The 20,973-nt window shown below is 61.6% G+C and carries 24 protein-coding genes; 3 read left to right on the top strand and 21 right to left on the bottom strand.

Going from position 1 to position 20,973, the window contains the following annotated elements; all coding sequences use genetic code 11:
* Positions 1-49: 49 nt before the first annotated feature.
* From BJ917_RS16975 to BJ917_RS16880, 20 genes are all read right to left on the bottom strand, one after another.
* Entirely contained in the window at positions 50-1,276 is a 1,227-nt protein-coding gene (locus BJ917_RS16975) for a beta-ketoacyl-ACP synthase (protein WP_096513783.1), read from the bottom strand.
* A complete protein-coding gene (gene fabG, locus BJ917_RS16970; protein ID WP_096513782.1) occupies positions 1,276-2,004 on the bottom strand; it encodes a 3-oxoacyl-ACP reductase FabG in 729 nt (242 codons plus the stop codon). The genes BJ917_RS16975 and fabG overlap by 1 nt, the downstream gene beginning before the upstream one ends.
* The gene (locus BJ917_RS16965; RefSeq protein WP_096513781.1) at positions 2,001-2,462 is read right to left on the bottom strand and encodes a hotdog family protein; all 462 of its coding nucleotides are present in this window, start codon (positions 2,460-2,462) and stop codon (positions 2,001-2,003) included. The genes fabG and BJ917_RS16965 overlap by 4 nt, the downstream gene beginning before the upstream one ends.
* On the bottom strand, positions 2,459-3,655 hold the full coding sequence (locus tag BJ917_RS16960) for a beta-ketoacyl-[acyl-carrier-protein] synthase family protein (protein WP_121103905.1): 1,197 nt from the start codon (positions 3,653-3,655) through the stop codon (positions 2,459-2,461). Before BJ917_RS16960 ends, BJ917_RS16965 begins: the two co-directional genes overlap by 4 nt.
* Entirely contained in the window at positions 3,652-4,134 is a 483-nt protein-coding gene (locus BJ917_RS16955; RefSeq protein ID WP_096515589.1) for a hypothetical protein, read from the bottom strand. The genes BJ917_RS16960 and BJ917_RS16955 overlap by 4 nt, the downstream gene beginning before the upstream one ends.
* 119 nt (positions 4,135-4,253) lie before the next feature.
* The gene (locus BJ917_RS16950; protein ID WP_096513779.1) at positions 4,254-4,979 is read right to left on the bottom strand and encodes a class I SAM-dependent methyltransferase; all 726 of its coding nucleotides are present in this window, start codon (positions 4,977-4,979) and stop codon (positions 4,254-4,256) included.
* Positions 4,976-6,223: an NAD(P)/FAD-dependent oxidoreductase gene (locus BJ917_RS16945; RefSeq protein WP_121103904.1), complete on the bottom strand. Its 1,248-nt coding sequence runs from the start codon at positions 6,221-6,223 to the stop codon at positions 4,976-4,978. Before BJ917_RS16945 ends, BJ917_RS16950 begins: the two co-directional genes overlap by 4 nt.
* The gene (locus tag BJ917_RS16940; RefSeq protein WP_121103903.1) at positions 6,210-7,370 is read right to left on the bottom strand and encodes a sodium:proton antiporter; all 1,161 of its coding nucleotides are present in this window, start codon (positions 7,368-7,370) and stop codon (positions 6,210-6,212) included. The genes BJ917_RS16945 and BJ917_RS16940 overlap by 14 nt, the downstream gene beginning before the upstream one ends.
* Complete coding sequence (locus BJ917_RS16935; RefSeq protein WP_121103902.1) at positions 7,367-9,706, bottom strand: MMPL family transporter; 2,340 nt, start codon at positions 9,704-9,706, stop codon at positions 7,367-7,369. Before BJ917_RS16935 ends, BJ917_RS16940 begins: the two co-directional genes overlap by 4 nt.
* On the bottom strand, positions 9,690-10,394 hold the full coding sequence (locus BJ917_RS16930; RefSeq protein WP_121103901.1) for an outer membrane lipoprotein carrier protein LolA: 705 nt from the start codon (positions 10,392-10,394) through the stop codon (positions 9,690-9,692). The genes BJ917_RS16935 and BJ917_RS16930 overlap by 17 nt, the downstream gene beginning before the upstream one ends.
* Positions 10,391-10,816 (bottom strand): thioesterase family protein, encoded by a 426-nt coding sequence (locus tag BJ917_RS16925; protein WP_096513774.1) that lies wholly within the window; start codon positions 10,814-10,816, stop codon positions 10,391-10,393. Before BJ917_RS16925 ends, BJ917_RS16930 begins: the two co-directional genes overlap by 4 nt.
* Positions 10,809-12,353: a histidine ammonia-lyase gene (hutH, locus tag BJ917_RS16920; protein WP_121103900.1), complete on the bottom strand. Its 1,545-nt coding sequence runs from the start codon at positions 12,351-12,353 to the stop codon at positions 10,809-10,811. The genes BJ917_RS16925 and hutH overlap by 8 nt, the downstream gene beginning before the upstream one ends.
* Entirely contained in the window at positions 12,334-13,275 is a 942-nt protein-coding gene (locus BJ917_RS16915; protein ID WP_121103899.1) for a glycosyl transferase, read from the bottom strand. Before BJ917_RS16915 ends, hutH begins: the two co-directional genes overlap by 20 nt.
* Positions 13,272-14,006 carry a glycosyltransferase family 2 protein gene (locus tag BJ917_RS16910; protein WP_121103898.1) on the bottom strand — a complete coding sequence of 245 codons (735 nt, stop codon included), beginning with the start codon at positions 14,004-14,006 and terminating at the stop codon, positions 13,272-13,274. The genes BJ917_RS16915 and BJ917_RS16910 overlap by 4 nt, the downstream gene beginning before the upstream one ends.
* Positions 14,007-14,137: 131 nt before the next feature.
* Entirely contained in the window at positions 14,138-15,817 is a 1,680-nt protein-coding gene (locus BJ917_RS16905; protein WP_121103897.1) for an acyl-CoA synthetase family protein, read from the bottom strand.
* Positions 15,814-16,359: a hypothetical protein gene (locus tag BJ917_RS16900; protein WP_096513769.1), complete on the bottom strand. Its 546-nt coding sequence runs from the start codon at positions 16,357-16,359 to the stop codon at positions 15,814-15,816. Before BJ917_RS16900 ends, BJ917_RS16905 begins: the two co-directional genes overlap by 4 nt.
* Positions 16,356-16,610, bottom strand: coding sequence for an acyl carrier protein (locus tag BJ917_RS16895; RefSeq protein WP_007992314.1), 255 nt, complete (start codon positions 16,608-16,610; stop codon positions 16,356-16,358). Before BJ917_RS16895 ends, BJ917_RS16900 begins: the two co-directional genes overlap by 4 nt.
* A 9-nt stretch (positions 16,611-16,619) precedes the next feature.
* Entirely contained in the window at positions 16,620-16,895 is a 276-nt protein-coding gene (locus BJ917_RS16890; protein WP_077045064.1) for a phosphopantetheine-binding protein, read from the bottom strand.
* Positions 16,873-17,685 (bottom strand): 1-acyl-sn-glycerol-3-phosphate acyltransferase, encoded by an 813-nt coding sequence (locus BJ917_RS16885; protein WP_121103896.1) that lies wholly within the window; start codon positions 17,683-17,685, stop codon positions 16,873-16,875. Before BJ917_RS16885 ends, BJ917_RS16890 begins: the two co-directional genes overlap by 23 nt.
* Complete coding sequence (locus tag BJ917_RS16880) at positions 17,661-18,386, bottom strand: beta-ketoacyl synthase chain length factor (protein WP_121103895.1); 726 nt, start codon at positions 18,384-18,386, stop codon at positions 17,661-17,663. Before BJ917_RS16880 ends, BJ917_RS16885 begins: the two co-directional genes overlap by 25 nt.
* Positions 18,387-18,740: 354 nt before the next feature.
* Here BJ917_RS16880 and BJ917_RS16875 point away from each other — a divergent pair, with 354 nt between their 5' ends.
* Positions 18,741-19,511: a ParA family protein gene (locus BJ917_RS16875; protein ID WP_121103894.1), complete on the top strand. Its 771-nt coding sequence runs from the start codon at positions 18,741-18,743 to the stop codon at positions 19,509-19,511.
* Between the two features lie 134 nt (positions 19,512-19,645).
* Here BJ917_RS16875 and trxC read toward each other — a convergent pair whose 3' ends face one another.
* Positions 19,646-20,080 carry a thioredoxin TrxC gene (gene trxC, locus BJ917_RS16870; RefSeq protein WP_096513765.1) on the bottom strand — a complete coding sequence of 145 codons (435 nt, stop codon included), beginning with the start codon at positions 20,078-20,080 and terminating at the stop codon, positions 19,646-19,648.
* A gap of 192 nt (positions 20,081-20,272) precedes the next feature.
* Between trxC and BJ917_RS16865 the strand changes: the two genes are divergently transcribed.
* The gene (locus BJ917_RS16865) at positions 20,273-20,569 is read left to right on the top strand and encodes a type II toxin-antitoxin system HigB family toxin (protein ID WP_121103893.1); all 297 of its coding nucleotides are present in this window, start codon (positions 20,273-20,275) and stop codon (positions 20,567-20,569) included.
* Positions 20,566-20,967 carry a type II toxin-antitoxin system HigA family antitoxin gene (locus BJ917_RS16860; RefSeq protein WP_121103892.1) on the top strand — a complete coding sequence of 134 codons (402 nt, stop codon included), beginning with the start codon at positions 20,566-20,568 and terminating at the stop codon, positions 20,965-20,967. Before BJ917_RS16865 ends, BJ917_RS16860 begins: the two co-directional genes overlap by 4 nt.
* Positions 20,968-20,973: the final 6 nt, after the last annotated feature.

The raw sequence follows: 20,973 nt of genomic DNA, 5'->3' as shown, positions 1-20,973 counted from the left end.
GACCTACCGCTTTCGCGAGCAGGCTCGCTCCCACAAGGGAGATGTTTGTTTACGACCAGCGCTTGAAAATCAACGACGTATTCACCCCACCAAACGCAAAATTATTGTTCATCACAAACTGGTTGCTCATCTGCCGGAACTCGCCGCGCAGGTAATCAAGTTTGCCGCAGTGCGGGTCGACCTCGTCGAGGTTGAGGGTGTGCACGTACAGGTCGCGGTTGAGCATTTCGATGCTGAACCAGGATTCCAGTGCGCCGCAGGCGCCGAGGGTGTGGCCGAGGAAGCTTTTCTGCGAACTGATGGGCATGTGTTCGCCGAACAGGCTGCTGGTGGCCAGGGTTTCGGCGATGTCGCCTTGCTCTGTCGCCGTGCCGTGACCGTTTACGTAGCCGATGTCCGACGGTTTGAGCCCAGCGTCTTCCAACGCCAGTTCCATGGCTCGGCGCATGGTGACTTGCTCCGGACGGGTGGTGTGCTGGCCGTCGGCGTTGCTGCCGAAGCCGACGATCTCGGCATGGATGTGCGCACCCCGGGCGAGGGCGTGTTCCAGTTCTTCCAGCACCAGCATGCCGCCGCCTTCACCGATCACCAGGCCGTCGCGAGCACTGTCGTAGGGACGGGGCGACAACTGCGGGGTGTCGTTTTTCAGGCTGGTGGCATAGAGCGCGTCGAAGACCATGGCCTCGGTCGGGCACAGCTCTTCGGCGCCACCGGCGAGCATCAGCGGCAGGCGTCCGAACTTGATGGCTTCGTAGGCATAACCGATGCCCTGGCTGCCACTGGTGCAGGCGCTGGACGTCGGGATCAGCCGGCCGGTAAGGCCGAAGAAAATGCTGATATTGGCCGCCGTGGTGTGCGGCATCATGCGCACGTAGGAGTTGGCGTTCAGGCCTTCGGCCACTGAGTTGAGCAGCATGTTGCCGAATGCCTTGATCTCGTCGGTGCTGCCGGTGGACGAGCCGCACGCGACGCCCATGCGCCCGTCCTTGATCGATTCGTCGCCCAGCAATCCGGCGTCGGCCAGCGCCTGTTCCGCCGCGCCGACCGCCAGCCGTGATACCCGGCCCATGCTGCGCAGCTGTTTGCGGGTCCAGTGCCCCGGCACCTTGAAATCATCGATGGGCCCGGCCAGGCGGGTGTTGAGTTCGGTGAAGCGATCCCATTCGTCCATCCGGCGTATGCCGCTGCGGTTGGCCGCGAAGTTGCCGACAATGGTGTCCCAGTCGCTGCCCAGTGAGGTGATGCCGGCCATGCCGGTGACGACGACGCGTTTCATCAACACAGGCCTCCATTGACGGCCAGAACCTGCCGGGTGATGTACGAGGCTTCCGCCGACATCAGGAAATTCACCGCGCCGGCCACCTCTTCGGGGGTGCCCATGCGTTGTGCGGGGATCATTTTCATCAGTTCTTCCACCGGCACGTTTTCATCGAGCATCGCGGTGTCGATCAGGCCGGGCGCGACACAGTTGACGGTAATCTTGCGCTTGCCCAGTTCGATCGCCAACGCCTTCGCCGCCCCGATCAAACCGGCCTTGGAGGCACTGTAGTTGACCTGGCCGCGGTTGCCGATCAACCCGGACACCGAGGTGATGCAAACAATTCGCCCGGCGGCGCGACGACGGATCATCGGCATCATCACCGGGTGCAGTACGTTGTAGAAACCGTCGAGGTTAGTGCGCATCACCACATCCCAATCATCCTCGCTCAGCGCCGGAAAAGCACCGTCGCGGGTCAGTCCGGCGTTGAGCACCACACCGTAATAGGCACCGTGGGTTTCCACGTCGGCTTCAAGGATGGTCTTACAAGCGGTGCGGTCCGACACGTCGAATTGCAGGATGCGCGCCTTGCGCCCCAAGGCCTCGATTTCGCCCTGCACCGCAATGGCGTCCGTCAGGCCGCTGCGGCAATGCAGCACGATGTCATGTCCGGCCTGGGCCAGGCGCAGGGCGATGGCGCGGCCGATGCCACGGCTGGAACCGGTGACCAGTACGGATTCAGTCATGATTGGGTTCCTTGGGGTTCATCAAGATATTGAGCCGGCTGAGGCGGGCGGTACACGTTCAGACGGGCGGTGGCGTGAATGTCCGGTGCGTTGATGTGGCATTCGAACACGCCCATGCCATTGTCGTCTTCCAGCGAGCGAATGCCGTGGATGGTCAGTTCGGTCCCCGCTGGAAAACTCTCGACGTTGCATTCGAACTTGCGACTGCCCAGCAGGAAGCCGAGCTCCACCGCATCCCCACGCTGGCGTGCATGGCAACCGGCGAAGAGCGCGACGCTCTGGGCCATCAGCTCAATGCCGACCCAAGCCGGCAGACTGCCGTCGGGGCGGTTGAACAGCCCGTCGGACTTGACCGTGAGGCGGGTATGAATCTGCTCCTCGTCGAACGCCAGGATCCGGTCGATGAGGATCATGTCGCCAGCGTGGGGCAGCAGTTCGGCGAGCGGCCAGTCAATCATGGGGCGTCTCCGATAATCAGGCTGACGTTGTTACCACCGAAGGCGAAGGAATTGCTCATCAGGTAGCGAGGACCTGTGGACGCCAGGCGATCGGTCGGGGTCACCCAATTCAGGGCGGGTAGCTCAGGATCCGGTTGACCGTCCCAGACATGCGGCGCCAGGGCGTGTTCATGATTGTCTGCGCTCAGGCTCAACCAGCAGAACGCCGCTTCCAGCGCGCCGGCCGCGCCAAGGGTGTGGCCGGTCATGGGTTTGGTCGAGGAGCAGGGCACGCCGACAGGGAACAGTGTGGCCACCGCCCGGCTTTCCATGGCGTCGTTGTGCTGGGTGGCGGTGCCGTGCAGGTTCAGGTAATTGATCTGTTGCGGTTGCAGGCCGGCGCGGTTCAACGCCTTGTGCATCGCTTGCAAAGCGCCTCGCCCAGCAGGTTCCGGCGCGGAAATGTGGTGCGCATCGGAGCTGGCGCCGCTGCCGAGCAGGGCAATCGATGGGTTGCCACCCGCCTGCTTGCTCATCAGGAACAGCGCGGCCGCTTCGCCGATGTTGATGCCGTTGCGGTTGACCGAGAACGGGTTGCAGCGCTGATCGGACACCGCTTCCAGCGCCGAGAAACCATTGAGGGTCAGTTTGCACAGGCTGTCGACGCCACCGCACAACACCACGTCGCAGACCCCGAGGTCGAGCAGGCGCTGGGCGCTCATCAGCGCCCTGGCGCTGGAGGTGCAAGCGGTGGAAATCACATAAGCGAGGCCGCTCAGTTGCAGCCAGTCAGCGAGAAAGCTGGCCGGCGCGCCGAGCTCCTGTTGCTGGTAGTCGTATTCCGCCGGGAATTGGTGCTCGCGGATGTAATGGGCCAGGCCCTGGCTGGCTTCGTCGATGCCCGACGTGCTCGTGCCAAGCACGACGCCGATACGGTCGCGGCCATACGTCTGGATCGCGTGATCGATGTCCTGGCGAATTTGCAGGGCGGCTTCCATTAGCAACTGATTGTTGCGGGTGTTTTGCCGGGACAGTCCGGCGGGAATCGCCGTCAGTTCGCCCCGCACCGCACCCACCGGCAAGGACCGCTGCGGCACCCAGCCGGCTTCGCTGCGCATGCCGGAACAATCGCCGGCAAACAGGTTGCGCGCAATTTCATGCTTGTCACGGCCCAGGGAGCAGATGACCCCCAGGGCGTTCAAGTAGGCGGTCATGGTGCCTCCCCACTCAGTGGCGTGACTTGGTATTTCGGACCTTTGGGCAGGTTCAATTCAAAGCTCATCGGTTGTGAATAGCGGACGTCCCAACGCTCCGGCAAGGCGCGTTGAGCGCCATGTTGCCAGGCGGCTGGATAGTTGCCGGACAGTTCGTCCTTGGGCGTGAGCGCAAACAACAACGCAGCGAACAGCTCACGGGCTTCCGGATTGGGCGGTAGCAGACCATCAGCACGCCACTCGCCGTCCACCAGTTTCTGACGAGCCTGGGGAATGCCCAGCAAGTCCATCATCGACCAGCGAATGGCCGGGCCTTCACGCTGGATCACCAGCACCCAGTCCTGACGCTGTTCGGCTTGCAGCCGCTGGATGTGCAATTGCAGTGGCAGCGACAGGTTGGGGGTTTGCTCGGGCAGCGGTGCCCGGCTGGCGCAAGCACTCAGCAGCAGAACAAAACCCAACAACAAAAATCGCAGAATACTCTCGACCCCTGTGGGAGCGAGCCTGCTCGCGAAGAGGGCATCACATCCAACATATCTATTGGCGGATGTACCGCTTTCGCGAGCAGGCTCGCTCCCACAGGGATTGAAGTTGAACATCACACAGCACCTTCAAGGGGTTTGCGCGCAACCACGTTGACCAGGGTTTCTTCCCGCTGGCCAAAGGGCTTCGGTTTGCTCAGGCCCAAACATTCCAACAGGCCAAAATCCTTGGCGCGGCTCCACCACAGGTACGGATAAGACACGTTTCGCGGGCCAAATTCGAAACCCTGCCGGCGAATCATCTCCAGGTACTGCGCGGCGCTTTTCTGCACGTGCATCGGGTGGCGGAACAGCCAGCGGATCACCCAGGTATCAATGTAAGCCTCGGTGGATTCGGCGAACAGCAGATAGCCGCCTGGCTTGAGCACACGGTAGAACTCGGCCAGTGCCTGCTCCTGCTCCACCAGATGATGAAAGGTCTGGTGGCAGAACAGCAGGTCAACGCTGGCGTCCGGTACATTGATACTGGCGCAGTCGCTGCCGATCAACTCCACCGTCATACCCTGATTGACCGCTTCTTCACGGCTGCGGTTCAGGCTGTGCGGGTCGGCGTCCACGCCGATCAAGCGCCCGGGCATGAAGGTCTGGCGCAGGTACTGGAATGACTTGCCCTGGCCGCAACCGGCATCCAGCAGCACCGGATGGCTTGGTGGGGCTTCGCTGAACAGGCTGCGCAAGTCGTTGACCGCCACGCGCAGCACATAGTGCTGCCAGGCATGGCTGCGCAGGAACCAAAGGCCGAATCGGGTTTCTTCGACGTAGTTGTCGCTCAAATAGCTCATGTCGCATTCCTTGCGCACAGTTCGGATATGACCTTCAACCGACGCTTGGCCTCGCTGACGAACGGATTGCGTTCGTCCCAGGCGTAACCGGCCAGGATCGAGCTGATCATGCGGCGGATTTCCGGCGAACTGCCCTCATGGAAAATCACATCCTGGAAAGTCCCCGAGTACCAGCCTTCGACGTAGCAACGGAAGGTATCGACGCCGCGCTTGAGCGGTTCGGCGAATTCTTTTTGCCAGTCCACCGCCTCGCCCTGTAACTGGCGGTGCAGCACCCCGGCGGCCATGCTCGCCGAGCGCATGGCGATGGTGACGCCAGAGGAGAACACCGGGTCGAGGAATTCCGCGGCGTTGCCCAGCAGCGCAAATCCAGGTCCATGCAGGGTTTTGACATTGGCCGAGTAACCGCCGATGGTGCGCGCAGGCGTGTCCCATACGGCATTGTTCAGCACGCTGGCCAGACCTGGTGTTTGGGCAATGAAACCGCGCAGGCAGTCGTCCAGATTGTCGGTGCGGCCCTCGAAGTGCTCGGCGGCCGCCACCACGCCCACCGAGCAGCGTCCGTTGCTGAACGGGATGGTCCAGAACCAGATATCGCGCTGGGTCGGGTGGGTGGTGATGAGGATCTTGGTGCGATCGAAAGCCGGGCTGTCGATAAAGTCTTCGACGTGGGTGAACACCGCCTGGCGCACCGGGAAGTTCGACGGTGCTTCGAGGTCGAGCAGGCGTGGCAGGACGCGCCCGTAACCGCTTGCGTCAAGCAGGAAATCAGCCTCGATGCGGTATTCGCTGCCGTCCTCGCGACGCACGCCAAGCTCTGGTTTGCCGTGATCGACAGTGACGCTGACGATGGCTTCGCCGTAACGGATTTCCACCCCTTGCAGCGCCGCCTGATCGGCCAGCAACTGGTCGAAATCGGCGCGCTGGACCTGGAAGGTCGTCGGTTTGCCATGGGTGAAGCTTTCGCTGAAATCGAAGGTGCTGTACTGCTCGCCCCAGGCAAACGCGGCGCCGGTTTTCAGCTGAAAACCGGCAGCGTTGACGGCGTCGAGCATGCCCGCTTCTTCGACGAAATCCAGGCAGTGGCATAACAGGCTTTCGCCGATGGAAAACCGTGGGAAATGCTGGCGCTCGATCACCAATACATCATGTCCCTTGCGCTTGAGCAGCGCGGCGGCGATGGCACCCGAAGGGCCTGCGCCGATAACCACGATCTGGCGATGTTCCGTTTCAACGGTTGGCATGAGGCCTCCTTGCCGGAGCGGCAGCGTTCAAGGGAATCCGGTGCATGCCGGCCAATGCCGGCAGCAGGGTCGCGACCAAGCCCATCAGCATGAGCGCAAAGTACAGCGCCGGGCTGATGAGCTGTTGTTGCAGCAGCAGGTTGAGAAACACGATCTCACTCAAGCCGCGAATGTTCAGCAGCACGCTTTCCCGCCAGCGGCTGGCACCCTGGAACGAGGCGCCGGCCCAGCCGAGACCGAGCCAGTTGCCCAGCAGTTTGCTGGCAATCGGCAACAGCAGCAGCGCCGCCAGTTGCACCCAGCCGAGACTGTCCAACGCGCTGTGCACGTTGATTTGCACGATGCCGAAGGTAAGGATCAGCGGAATGGCCATGTAGGTCTGCAAGCGGCTCATCCAGATCGCCGGCAGCGGCAGTACCAGCGGCGCTTTCAACGCGGCCATGATCAACACATAGCCAATGCCGAAAATCAGCGCATTGAGCTTGTAGTGTTCGGCCACCACCAGCAGGGCGAAAAAGCTCAGGCTGTACAGCCAGAGTTGGCGCAACCCCAGCAGTCTCAGCAGCACGGGCAGGCAGGCGCCGGCCAACGGCAGCAAAAGGCTGCTCAGGTGCAGGGTACCCTGGGCGATGGCAAACAGGGTCCAGCAGGTGAGGTCGATGAGGATCGCGGTCTGCACCAGCCGTCGGGTGGCGGCGGTGGGGTAATCGATATGCCGCAGGTACAGGTACAGCACCGGGATCGCGGTTATCGCGAACAACAGGCCAACCGCCAGTGAGCTGATCCAGGGTTGCGCCGGCAACAGCCAGACCGCCGTGGCGAGGCCGCAGGCAAACGGAATACAGAAGCTCGGCAAGGCGATTTTCAGGCTCTGGCGGTCCAGGTGCAGGTCGATCACGTCGCTGAGGATATAGCCCAGCAACAGTGCGAAACTGAGGCTATACAGGTTTTTCAGCCAGACCGGCGACACCAGCGCCGCGCCGCTCAATTGCCATTGCGGCTCGATCCAGAAGTACATCAGCAACGGCAGGCCAACGGTCGCCAACAGCAACTGACTGACGATCGGAATCAAGCCGAAGTGGCGACCGATTCGGGTCGCCACGGCGAACAGCGTCAGGGCCATTGCCCAAAACAGTGCAATCATCATGCTGTCGGCTCCGCGACCGTGGCCGCCTGCACCTGGCGACCGGCCCAGGGGGCGAGCATGAAACTGAACATCAGACCCAGGCTGACCGACAGGCCGAAATTACTCACTGCCGGCGTGCTCGACACCGCCAGCAGGCCGAAGGACAGCCAGGTGGTCAACGCCGCCAGCAAGGTGCCCAGCAGGCTGACGGCGGCGCCGCCGACTTGCTCGCGCATGAGGATCGCGTAGTCGACACTGATTGCCGTCACCAGCAGCAGTCCGAAAAGACTGAACAAGGTGAGCGGCTGCCCCAGCCAACCGAGGCTGGCGAGGCTGCACAGCGCGGCCAGCAGCGGCAGGGAGACGATGCGCAGTGCGCCGCCGAAGCCGAACGGCAGGATCAGCACCAGTACGATCAACACGCAGGAAGCAAGCTTCAGTTCGGCGGCACTGATCTGGGTCGCCGCGAAGACGTTGTTCAATTCACCCAGCCGATCCACCAGCGTCACCCCCGGCAAATCTTTGGCCTGGACCCGCAGCAGGGAAGGGTTGTTCAGGCCTTGCAGGCTGACCATCGCGGCCACGCCATCAGCGGTCGGCCCAAGCCACAACAGGCGATAAGGCTCGGCCAGGGGCCCGGACAACGCAGCGTCAATGTCTTCGACAGGCAGCGCCTGCAATGTCGTCAACTCCGCTTGCAGCGCCTCCACCGGCACGCCGACATCGAGCAACGGCTGCCAGAACTGCGGCAGTCTGTTCAATGCATCGCGCACCTGACGCTGTTCGCTCGGCGGACTGACCAGTTTATTGAGCGACAGGTAACCCTGGAGCTTTTCCAGGTTGACCAGTTGATCCAGGCGTTCGCTGAGCGCGGCCTGGCGCTCGAGCAATTGCTGTTGGTCGGCCGCCTGTACCAGAAAGAACTGGCTGGTGGGTTGATAGCCGGTAATCCGTGCGATGGTTTGTGCTTCGTCGGTCAATTGCTGCGGCGCACCGACCCATTGGCGGATGTCATTTTTCGTTTCGAGCTGCAACAGGCCGCCGGCGCAGAAGGCAATCAACAGCGCCAGCAGCACCGGCGTGTGCAAGCGCTTGAGCAATGCTTCACGCAGTCCCAGCAAAAACGCGGACACCCGCAATGGCCACTGTGCCGGCCGCAGCTCCACACCCTTGAGCAGTGCCGGGAGCAGGCACACGGCGGACAAATAGGCACCCAGCAGGCCCGCGGCGGAGAACACCGCGATCTGGGTCAGTGCCGGGAACGGGGTCCAGGCCAGCGCAAGGTAACCGATGGCGCTGGTGATCAGGCTCAGGGTCAAGCCCGGCAAGGTCAGGCGCAGGGCCGGCCAGCTGTGCCAGGGTTTCAGGCTCCAGCCTTTGGACAGGTAATGCAGCGGGTAATCGACCGCGACGCCGATCAGGCTCGAACCCAGCACCAGAGTCATCACATGCAGATGGCCAAACAGCGCCACGCAGGCTACTGCACCGAACAGCATGCCCACCAGCACGGGGACGAAAGCCAGCAACACACGCCAATTGCGGAATGCCAGCAACAGCAGCAACAGGATCCCGAACGTGGCACCGCCGCCGACCCAGGTGATCTCACGGCTGGCTTGCTTCTGACCGTTGGCGGCGTAAAGCAGGCCACTGGCCGCCAGCAGTTGCACACCGGACTCGGCGGCTTCCTCGCGGCTGTGTTGGAGCAGGTTGGCCACTTGCAGCGGCAGGTTCATGTCAAAGGCGTTGCCGGTGCTCCGCGCGCGCAGCAATACCCAGCTTTTGCCGTTGGCATCGGCAATCAATGCACCGCTGCCGATGTCCAGTTGCACCGAACCGTGTTGTGGCTGGCTGTTCTGGATGCGCCCGGTCAGGCCCAGCCAGTCGTCCTGGCTGGGCACCAGGCTGAAACCGGTGAAGGGGTCGAACAGCGCCTGCACCCGTTGCTGGATAAACGCGTCCGGGTGCTCGATCAGTTGCTGCCGGTCATCGGCCGAGAGCATCGCCAGTCGGCCTTGCAGCAGTTGCGTGCGCAGCGCCGGTAAGTCGGCTTGCAGGTTCCACTGGACCTTTTCGAACAGGCCGCTGGCTTGCCATTGATCACCCAGTCTTTGCGCCATGGCGATGGCTTGTTCGCGATGTTCATGGCCAACCAGCACCAGCATTTCGCGATTCAGCGGTTCTTGCATGCGTTGTTCGGCGCGCAGTTCCAGGGCGTCCGGCGCGGTGCCGGGCACCAGTTCCATCAGGTTGGCCGATACCGGCGCACCGTCGCGCCATTGCCAACCGGCGAGCGCCAGCACTGCCAGCAGCAGGATCAGGAACAACCGCGGCAGACTGCGCTCACTCGGCAAAGTCATGTTGCTCCGCGTCGCTCAACGGTTGGCTGCTGGTGCTGTCCTGCATGCGCAACAGGGTGCTGTCGCCCTGGGTTTCCAGCAGCTCGATGCTATGCACCAGTTCGCCACCGGTGATGTTGATCTGATTGAACACCTGCTTGAGCAGCATCGAGCGTGGCACCAGCGTCAGCTTCCAGTGCTGTGCGTCGCCGTTCAGGGACAACTCGAAATCCCGTTGCAGTCCACTGCTGTCGCCCTGCAGCACGGCGAGAAACAAGCGGTTCTGCTCGGCACCGGCGCTCTTGCCCGGCAGCATTTGCCAGCCGCCGGCATCACGTCGGGCGATGCCCTTGGCGGTGATGCGGTAATCCTGCTGCAGCGGGGTTTTGAGCAGCCACAGCAATCCGTGGTTTTTCGCCAGGACGAAGGTGCCCTTGCTGGTCAGCGGCTGAGGCAGGGCGCGCAGGTGTTTTTCCTGGACGAAGTTGCCGTGGATGACGTCGGGTTTGGCCAGTTGATCGCTGAGCTGTTGCAGATCGAAGGCATGAGCCAGCCCAGGAACACCCAGCAACACACAGAAAACTGTAGGAGCGAGCTTGCTCGCGAAAAACCTGAGAGCGCCACGGAGTGTCAGGTGCCCAGCGTCATCGTTAACCACCATCGCGAGCAAGCTCGCTCCTACAGGGGAGCGGGGGTGGCAGAAAATCATGGCAGGGCCCTCTCGACAGCGTCGGTGAAAACCTTCGGCGAGGCCAGTTGCATCTCGCGGTTGCTCATATCGACGGCTACCTGCACGGAAACGGCGCGGGTCAGGCGTTCACCGGTTTCCAGATCGCTGATCAGGTAATTGATCTTCAAGCGGTTCTCCCACTCCACCAGATTGGCGCGCACATTCAGCCGCTGCCCAAACACCGCGCCGCGCACATAACGCAGTTGCAGGTCGATCACCGGCCACGCGTAGCCCGTTTCGGACATGGCCGTGTAGTTATGGCCGATCTTGTCCAGCAACGCGCAGCGGGCGATTTCCAGGTATTTGATGTAATGGCCGTGCCAGACAACGTTCATGCTGTCGACGTCAAAGAACGGCACGAGGATTTCCGTATCGGTGTGGAGCACTCCCTTGCTACGCATGCAGCCTCCAGTGTTGTTCGGCGATTCGTTGCAGGCACAGGCGCAACTCGCCTTCCAGCGCGCGGTCTTCGATGACCGGCGGGAAGTCCCTGGACAATTCCTCGTGCATGGCGGCCAGGGCGGGTGGCAGCGGTCGTGCATCGTCCGCCTGTTCGCGCAGCCACACGCCCTGATTGGCAGCCAACAGCGTGGCGGCGGCGACCTGTTCGGTCAGTTCCAGCACGCGAATCGCATCACGGGCGGCGATGGTGCCCATGCTCACCTTGTCCTGATTGTGGCACTCGGTGGAACGGGAAAACACGCTGGCTGGCATGGTGTTTTTCAGCGCTTCGGCGGTCCAGGCACTGGCGCCGATCTGCACGGCCTTGAAACCGTGGTTGAGCATCGCGCGCTCGGCGCTGGCACCGGACAAATTGCTCGGCAGTCCATGGTTATAGCGTTCGTCCACCAGCAGCGCGAGCTGGCGATCCAGCAGATCGGCGACGTTGGCCACCAGGTTTTTCAGGCTGTCCATGGCAAAGGCGATATGGCCGCCATAGAAGTGCCCACCGTGCAGCACGCGTTCGGCCTCGGCGTCGATGATCGGGTTGTCGTTGGCACTGTTGAGTTCGATCTCGATGAACGAACGCAACCAGTTCAGGCTGTCGGCCAGCACGCCGAGCACGTGGGGCGCACAACGCAGGGAATAGCGGTCCTGCAGGCGATGCAGCGGCGCGGTCGGTGCGTCGATCGCCAGATCCTTGCGCAACCACGCGGCGACTTGCATCTGCCCCGGGTGCGGTTTGGTGGCGAACAGGCGTTCGTCGAAGTGCTCCGGATTGCCTTGCAGGGCGACCACGTTCAGCGCGGTGATGCGGGTCGCCAGTTGCAGCAGGTAATCGGCGCGGGCGTAGGCCAGGCAAGCGAGCCCCGTCATCACCGCTGTGCCGTTCATCAGGGCCAGCGCTTCCTTGGGACGCAGCACCAGCGGCTGCCAGCCGAGTTCACGGTGCACATCGGTCGCCTGACGGCGTTCGCCACGGAACATCACTTCGCGCTCGCCGGACAGGGTGGCAGCGACATAGGACAGTGGCGTCAGATCGCCGCTGGCGCCTACCGAGCCTTCTTCCGGGATCAGCGGCAGGATGTCGTGTTCGAGGAAGGCTTGCAGGCGCTCCAGCAGTTCCACGCGCACCCCGGACACGCCGTGGCACAGCGACTGTAACCGCGCCGCCAGCACCGCCCGGGTGGCCTGGGCGTCGAGCAACTTGCCCAGCCCGCAGCCGTGGAACGTGTACAAATGACGGGGCAACGCCTCGACGTGATGCAACGGAACCGCCACCACGCAGGAATCGCCGTAACCGGTGGTCACGCCATAGATCACGCCTTCCTTGTCCAGCAGGGAATCGAGAAAGCGCGCGCCCTTGGCGATACGCTCGCGGTACGCGGGATCACCCTGCAACTGTGTCGGCGCCTGGCGGTTGGCCAGGGCCAACACGTCTTCGATGCGCAAAGGGAGTTCGCCGAAGGTTACCGGCTCAAGCGTTGGCGTCGTCATCGGTTTTCCAGAAAGGGTAAAAGTTGAACCATTGTTGAGGTGCTTCGAGGCAATAGTGACCCAGGCGCTGGGCATAGCGGGAAGCCCACTGATGAATGACCTGCTCGCGCTCGCTGCGGTTCCAGGTGATGGCGTCAGCGAAAGGTTCAATGGTCAGTCGATAGTCGCCGTCGGGCTTTTTCAGGCACAGCAGCAGGTTGATCGGGCATTTCAACAGGCCGGCCAGCAGCCAGGGGCCTTGCGGGAATTTTGCCGGGTGGCCGAGGAAGTCCACGGTCACGCTGCGCCCGCCATGCAAAGGTACACGGTCGCCGGCAATCGCCAGCCACTCGCCGCGTTCCAGGCGTTCGTGCAGTTGCAGCATGATCACCGGGTCCAGTTCGCTGACTTGGATCAGACGCAGATTGGTCGCACCGGCTTCGCCCAGCAACCGGTTGAACTGTGCGGCGTGCTTGGTGTGCACCAGCACGTTCATCGTGACCTTCTCACCAATCTCCGCCAGCGCGCGGCAGACTTCGAGATTGCCCAAATGCGCACCCACCAGCATCTGCCCGCGTCTGCCGCGCAGTTTGTTGCGCAGCAGCGCCGGGTCGATGATTTCGATCTGCTCGATGCTCAGCTTGCCGTTCCATACGTCGAGCTTGTCGAGCATGGAGTCGGCGAAGGCCATGAACTGGCCGAACACTCGCCACTGGGTCGGGCGCAGTTCGCTGCGACCGCTCCAATCGGCGAGCCGCCGCTGGTATTGCCAGGCGCTGTGGCGGGCGCTGCGACCGAACAGGAAAAAGTACAACACGATGCCGTACAGCAGCGGGCTCAACAGCCGGCGACCGAGCAGTCTGGCGGCGCACGCGGTGAATTTCATCAGCCAGAAGCTGCCGCGCTCCTCGCGATCGGCCCAGTGTTGCTTGTCGGCGTTCATGCTCGCCACCGCCGCCAGAGAATCAGGGGCGAGCGCAGCAACATGCCGAAAAACAGCCGGGTGTGCATGCTCGAGATCAATACGTTGTCGTGGAACATCCGGAAGTGCGAAACGCCGTCCAGGGGGTAATGGACTTTGGTTTTCAGCCACTTCATCGGCTGATTGCGCCAGGCCAGGCGCACCAGAATGTCCGAGTCGAAATCCATGCGCTTGCCGATCTTCGCGGTGTCGATCAGTGCCAGGGCCGGTGGCAACGGATAGACGCGGAAACCGCACATGGAATCGCGGATCTGCAATGACAGGGTATTGATCCAGACCATGACGTGAGTCAGGTAGCGGGCGTACAAGCGACCTTTCGGCACGCTGGCGTCGTACTGCGGATAGCCGCAAATCACGGCCTCGGGATAGGTGCGTGAGTGTTCGATGAAGCGTTGGACGTCCTGCAGGTCGTGCTGGCCGTCGGCGTCCACCTGCAAGGCGTGACTGAAGCCCAGGCGCGCCGCTTCACGCAGGCCGGTCATCACCGCACCGCCCTTGCCCTGATTGGTGGCGAGGCGGATCAGGTGAATGTTGTCACGCCGGGCCAGTTGGTCCAGAACAGTGGCGCAGGGCTTGTCGCTGGCGTCGTCCACCAGGATGCACGGCAGGCCGCTGGCCAGCAGCGCGTCGACCACGGTGGTGATCGCGGTTTCGTGGTTGTAGACCGGGATGACGGCGCAGGGGTTATGCATCTTTGGGTACACCTGAGGGATCGAGGTGTCTGCATCGCGAGCAGGCTCGCTCCCACAGGGGGGCTGTGGTGCTCACCCGCTCAGTGTGGGAGCGAGCCTGCTCGCGAATGAGTGCGCAGCACTCACCAATCTTAAGCATGCTCTGCCTCCAGCAATATCCGCCCGCTGGAGCAGGTGGCAGTTTCATTGCGATAGGTGAAATAGAGTTTGCTGCGGGTTGGGTCGAAGCGCAGGTGCAGCTGGACTTCATCCCCCGGACGCACCAGTTGCTGGAACTTCAGCACTTCCATGCCGGCGAATTTTGCCGGCAGGTTCATCAAGTGCTGGCCCAGGTTCAGCGCCCACTCCACTTGTACCACTCCCGGCAGCACAGGCGCCCGGGGAAAGTGGCCGCTGAAATAGGCCAGGTCCGGTGGCACGGCCAGTTGCAGGCTCCATTCGCCCTCGGTTTCAATCTGTTCCAGCACCTGCGGCACCTTGGGGCGCGGTGCCAGCAGCAGGGCTTCGACGTCGGCCTGGGGCAGTTTGCCTTGAGGGTTCAGCGGTAGTTGCCGCAGCAAGCGCCAGCGCCGTGGCAGGGCCAGAGCTTCACAATGCTGGCTCAGGTGTTGGCGCAATTCCTCGGTGAGGCTGCGTCGGCCTTGATTGCGCAAGGCGTGCAACCCGGCTTCGCTGAGAACCAACAGCACTCCCAGTGAAGCCCGGTTTTCCTGGACAACACCCAGCCGCGCTTCAGAGACCCAATCATGGGCCGCCAGCGCCTGTTCCAGCATTGGCAGCGAGACCCGTTTTTCTTCCAGTTTGACGATCCTGTCCAGTCGCCCGAGCAGTTCGAAACGGCCATCCGCCGCGATTCGCGCGGCATCGGCGGTGTGTTCGACGTGGCCGGCGGGCAAGTAGGGCGAGGTGATGAGCAATGCGCCGTCACTGTCCTGGCTCAGTGCGACATCCGCGAAGGGCTGCCACAGATCGAGTCCCTGGCGCCAGGCGATGCCCCCGGTTTCCGAACTGCCGAAAATTTCGGTCGGCCATTGATGCAGGCGTTCGTTCAGGCTCTGCGCCGCCTCGGCCGGTAATGCACCACCTGAAGAAAATACCCGACGCACTGCGCTCAAGGCTGGCCAGTCGAGATTGTCGCCCATTCGTTTGAGCAGTGCCGGGCTGGTGACCCAGGCGAAGGCCGGGTGTTCGCGACTGGTGCGTTGCAGGTCTTCCGGAAAGGCCAGTTGCAGGCGTACGAATGGGCGCCCGGCGCACAGCGGCCACAACACCCGAAACAGCAGGCCATAAATGTGTTGGGTGGCGACGCTGCCAATAATGCAGGCGGGGCCCAGGTCGGCACCCCACAGCCGTTCCAGGGCTTCGACTTCATTGACCAGCTGGCGCAGGCTTTTTTCGATGCGCTTGGACTCACCACTGGAACCGGACGTGCACAGGCTCAGGGAGCAGTGATCCAGATCCAGCGCCGCAGCATTGAGAGGCGGGTGGCTGAAATCGTTCAGATGGGCGTCATTGGGCTGATCGGTCAACCACAGGTCGACTTCGCCCGACCAGCGCTGACGAGTCTGGGCTTGCAGGTCGGCCGGCAACAAAACGCTGACCCCGGCGCGCCAGGCGCCGAACAGGGCAATCGCCAGGTCGGCGGCGTCTGCCAGGTGCACGGCGATGCGTTGCACGCCCAGGGCTTGCAGGCCGGCGGCCAGGCTCAGGGCCTGTTCGCACCACTGCGCGTGATTCAATGCCGGGTCGGCCGTTACAGCACGCTCCGGCTGAGCCTTGAGCAACAGGTGCTCAAGTTTTATCCAATTCATGAGTGGCCTCGTACCCGTTGTCGTATGAGCCATTCAATGGCAAACATCAGACCTATCAATCCGTAGGAAATCAGGCCGGTGTACAACGTCCACCAGCTCAGCGGCGCCCAAAGCGTCAGGGCGGCGGCGCACAAACCGTTGCAGAGAAAAAAAACGCTCCAGGCGATGGTGACCTGGCGGGTGTAGCGAATGCCTTCGACGGGTAGATGCCCCTCACGCAGTTGGGCCAGGCGCTCAACGATCGGTGGACCGTAAATCAGACTCGACCCGAACAGCACCAGCATGAACCCGCTGATCAGTACCGGGTACCAGCGCAATAACGCCGGGCTGTCGAACAGCGCCAGCAACAGGCAGAACACGATGGCCACCGTGGCCATCCACAGGCTGCCCGGTCGCCGCCGTCCGGTCAGCGCCCGCGCCAGCCACAGACTGCCCAGCAGCAAACCGAACTGCCATGGCGCAAAATGTTCCATGCCGAAATACACCGCGAAGGGGTACAGCAGGCCTGCCAGCAGCAGGCCGAGGCCGATCAGTCGGCTCATGCGGCCGGTTGAACCAGGCGATAGACCGCCTCGACCACGTCACTGACAGTGCGCACCGATTTGAATTCCTCGGCGGCGATTTTCTTGCCGGTCTGACGTTTGATGTGATCGATCAGATCGACCGCATCTATGCTGTCGATTTCCAGGTCCTGGTACAGGTTGGATTCGAGGCTCACCCGTTCGGGGTCCAGTTCGAACAGCTCGACCAGGGCATCGCGCAGAGTGTTGAAAATGTCGTCACGAGTTTGCATGGTCCGGTCTCAAGCTGCCTGTTTTGCAGTGACGAACGCCGCAAGGCTCGCCACGTTGCTGAAGTGATTACGAGTGTCCTTGGCGTCGGCGTCGATTTTGATGCCGTACTTTTTCTGAATGGCCAGGCCGAGTTCCAGCGCGTCGACCGAGTCCAGGCCCAGGCCTTCGCCGAACAGCGTCTGTTGGTCGCCGATGTCTTCGGCGCTGATGTCTTCGAGGCCGAGGGCTTCGATGATCAACTCTTTGATGTCCCGGTTCAGGCTATCGGTGTTCAGATCGCTCATCTTCGGCGAGCTCCTTGATGAAGTAAGAATGCAAATGATCGTTGAGCTTGCGCGAGGCCTGAGGCGCCGGGCCCAGCACGGCGAACGCCTGTGGGTCTATATCGGCGCCGACACGGAAACTGAAGTGCACGCGGCGTTTGGGGATCCGATACCAGGGCTCGGCCTTGGTCAATGTCGTCGGGCTGACCTTGATGACCACCGGGGTGAGGATTTTCGCACCCCGCACGGCAATTGCCGCACCCCCCCGATGAAAGGCTGGCGCCTGGCCCGGATGGGTGCGGGTGCCTTCCGGAAAGATGATCAGGGTCTGGCCGCTTTTCAGTGCATCGGCGGCGGCATCGAGCATGTCCATGCTGCCGTCGTTGCTGATGTATTCGGTACGGCGCAGGGGCGCGCGGGTGAACGGGTTTTCCCAGAGGCTTTGCTTGACCACGCAGTTGGCGTGGCGCACCAGGCCGATCAGAAACACCACATCGATCAGCGACGGGTGATTGGCGACGATCATCTGGCCGGGCCGTCCAAGTTTTTCCGCGCCCTGGATGTCGTAGGTCAGCACACCGGCGCGTGCCATGAACCGGACAAAAAACCAGAAGCAGCGACTGACGGTTTGCCGCGCGCGCAGCCGATGGGTCTGGGCATCGCCCGGCAGGCAACCCAACAAAGGGAAAACCACCAGGCGCAGGCACAGCCCGCCCAGCCCGAACAGGGCGAAGCTCGTGGCGGTGGCCAGCAGGCGCCAGTAATAGGCGTCGCGATTCTTTTCGGTCACGGGTTGCGTTGCCAGGTCCATACACGATTTTTCCAGGCATGTTGGCAGGTGGTTTGCTGGCCAAGCAACACACGCAACAGATTCAGCGCGTGCGGCCAGCGGGATTTGGACAACGCATCCGCGGGGCTGTTCAGCGACAGCTGCCAGTCATTGCCGGGTGTGATCAGCAGGCCGACGGCATAAGGAAAAGGTACATCGTCGATCCAGGCCGAGTAAGCCTCGGGCGGCTGGTCCTCGGTCACCACCAGCAATACCGCGGGCGCACCTTCATCGAGCAGGGCCGCCGCTTCCAGCATGCCGTGTTCCAGACCGTCACCGGCAGCGGCGAGCGCCGTCATTTCGCTGGTTTCACCGCGCATGATCGACCACAGGCCGATGATGGCGTTATGCACCGACAGGCTGAACTGTGTCGGCGACAGCGGCTGATCGGCGGCCAGATCGCTGAGAATGTCGAAGGTGCGTGGCGTTTCACCGTGACGGGAAACAAACACCAGCGGCAAGTCCTGACGACCTTCGGCCAGAGGCCAGCCGACACTGAACGCCATTCGCGCCAGGCGACTGAGGCGTCGGCGTTGCATGGCGGGCAGGAACGACACGTCGGGAGCGGCATCGCTGACCGGCAGCACGACCGGTCGTCGGCTCCAGGCCTGCCAATCGTCCACGCTTTCGAGCCCCGGGGCCCATGCGCGCCACTGGGCGATGTTGAAGTTGATCACAGACATTCATCCCGCCCCTGCGGGCTTCTTGACGCGGTGAGTGGTAGAAAACCACGACTCACTCTACGTGGCGCCTGGCGCCGAGTGGTGCGCATTATCCCGGTGCCGCGAACGTGTAGCAAATGCTGGTTACATTTTGCACAGCGCGATGGGCCGGTTAGTTCGTGAAAACTGCGCGTTTGAAAATTATTCACAATGCTAGCGCCCCGTCTGTCGGCTCTGGTGGCTGTTCACACCCGCGTTTGCCGCTTTTCTTGTGGGAGATTGCCGATGACCGCGTAGTCCCTGTGTCAGGGAGGTAGCTAAGCCATGCCGTGGACCACTACACTCGGTCATTCATTGATACACGGAGGTTTTGACATGCGGCGTGTGGTGTTCAATCAGAAAGGTGGTGTGGGCAAGTCCAGTATTGCCTGCAATCTGGCGGCGGTCAGCGCCACTGAGGGTTATCGCACCCTGTTGGTGGATCTCGATGCCCAGGCCAACTCCACTCAGTACCTGACGGGACTCACCGGCAATGACATTCCGATGGGTATTGCCGATTTCTTCAAGCAGACCTTGTCTTCCGGGCCATTTGCGAAGAAGAGCAAGGTCGATATTTACGAAACCCCGTTCGACAACCTCCATGTCATCACCGCCACGGCCGAACTGGCGGACTTGCAGCCCAAGCTTGAAGCCAAGCACAAGATCAACAAACTGCGTAAGTTGTTGGAAGAGCTTGACGCAGATTACGACCGGATCTACCTCGATACGCCGCCAGCACTGAATTTTTATGCGGTTTCGGCGCTGATCGCTGCCGATCGCGTGCTGATTCCTTTTGATTGCGACAGTTTCTCGCGCCAGGCGCTTTATGGCCTGTTGGCGGAAATCGACGAATTGAAGGACGACCACAACGAAGGGCTGGAAGTCGAAGGCATCGTAGTCAACCAGTTCCAGGCCCGCGCCAGCCTGCCCCAGCAGATGCTCGACGAATTGATTGCCGAAGGCTTGCCGGTGCTGCCGGTGTACCTGGGCAGTTCGGTACGCATGCGCGAATCCCACCAGGCCAACACGCCGCTGATCCACCTCGACCCGCGGCACAAGCTGACGCAACAGTTCGTCGAGCTGCATAACCTGCTGGAAAACGCCTGATTCCTGCTACTAGCACGATCCATCAATGTGGGAGCGAGCCTGCTCGCGAAAGCGGTAGACCGATCAACAGAAATGTTGAATATGAGGCCCTCATCGCGAGCAGGCTCGCTCCCACATTTTGATCGACGCGGTTGTCAGATCCCCTGGCTACGCAACCAACTCATCAACTGCGGCAAAGGAAAAGCCCCGCTCTGGCGCGCAACTTCCCGGCCGTTCTTGAACAGAATCAGGCTAGGAATCGAACGAATCCCCAATTGCGCTGACAGCTGCTGATTAGCCTCGCTATCCAGCTTGGCCAGCCGGCACTTGCCCGCCAACTGCACGGCCGCCTGCTCGAACACCGGAGCAAACGACTTGCACGGCCCACACCAGTCCGCCCACACGTCCACCAGCAGCGGCAGATCGCCCTTGATCTGGCTGGCGTAATCGCCTTGCTTCAGTTCGAAGGGTTTATTCAGCAGGACTTCGGACTTGCAGCGACCGCATTTGGGATGGTCGTTCAGGCGCTCGGCAGGGATGCGGTTGAGGCCGTTGCAGTGGGGGCAGGGGATGAGGAGTGGGTCGGTCATGAGCGATGTCCAATTGGAAGCTGATAACACCTACTTGGAGACGTTTGCTCATATTTCAATCGTTCGGCAGTGCACAGCGTGTCTAGGCTGGAAGAGCGCCGATGAACCATTGGTCGGTAAAAAATATCGCAACTTGCGATATTTCCGCTCTGTGTTTAACTCCTCCATAGCAAAATGCGATAAGGAAATTGCATGCGTGTGTTCACTGAAAAGCGAATTCGGGAATCAAAGGAAAAATGGCCACATGCCGCGACTGCGATCGATCACTGGTTTCGACTAATCAAGCGCAATAGTCCTTGTGATTTTGCTGCCATGAAATCGTTGTTTGCTGCGACCGACAAGGTCGGGGAGTTTCATGTATTCGATATCGGCGGAAACAAGCTACGGTTGATCGCATTTGTCCGGTATAGAACCCAGAAACTGTACATCAAGGACGTGCTGGATCATCGCGAATATGACCGAGGAAAATGGAAGGAGGGAAAACAATGAGTGCATTGATCAAACAGGCCGCTGAGCACTGGGAGTTTGTCGCGCCATTGCTACGCAAACCGAAGAGCGAAGACGACTACGACAGGCTGGCCCTTGCGCTGGATGAGTTGTTGGAGATAACCGGCGATGACGAATCACATCCTCTGATGAGTCTTGTAGACATCATTGGAGACTGGATCGAGGAATGGGATCACAAGCATCACCCTATGGCAGAAGCCAGTGGTGTTGATGTTCTGGGCTACCTGATGCGAGAACACGGGCTGACTCAGAGTGACCTGCCCGGTGTGGGTACCCAATCAGTTGTTTCAGAGATTCTTAGCGGCAAGCGCCAGCTCAACCTGCGGCAGATCCGCTGGCTGGCTGAGCGCTTCGGAACGTCGGTGGAAACCTTTATCTAGCCAGCC

It is taken from the genome of Pseudomonas sp. WPR_5_2 (assembly GCF_003634475.1).
Classification (GTDB): domain Bacteria; phylum Pseudomonadota; class Gammaproteobacteria; order Pseudomonadales; family Pseudomonadaceae; genus Aquipseudomonas; species Aquipseudomonas izuensis.
The sequence above is the reverse complement of the archived record's forward strand: the minus strand, read 5'-3'. Positions and strand labels throughout refer to the sequence as shown.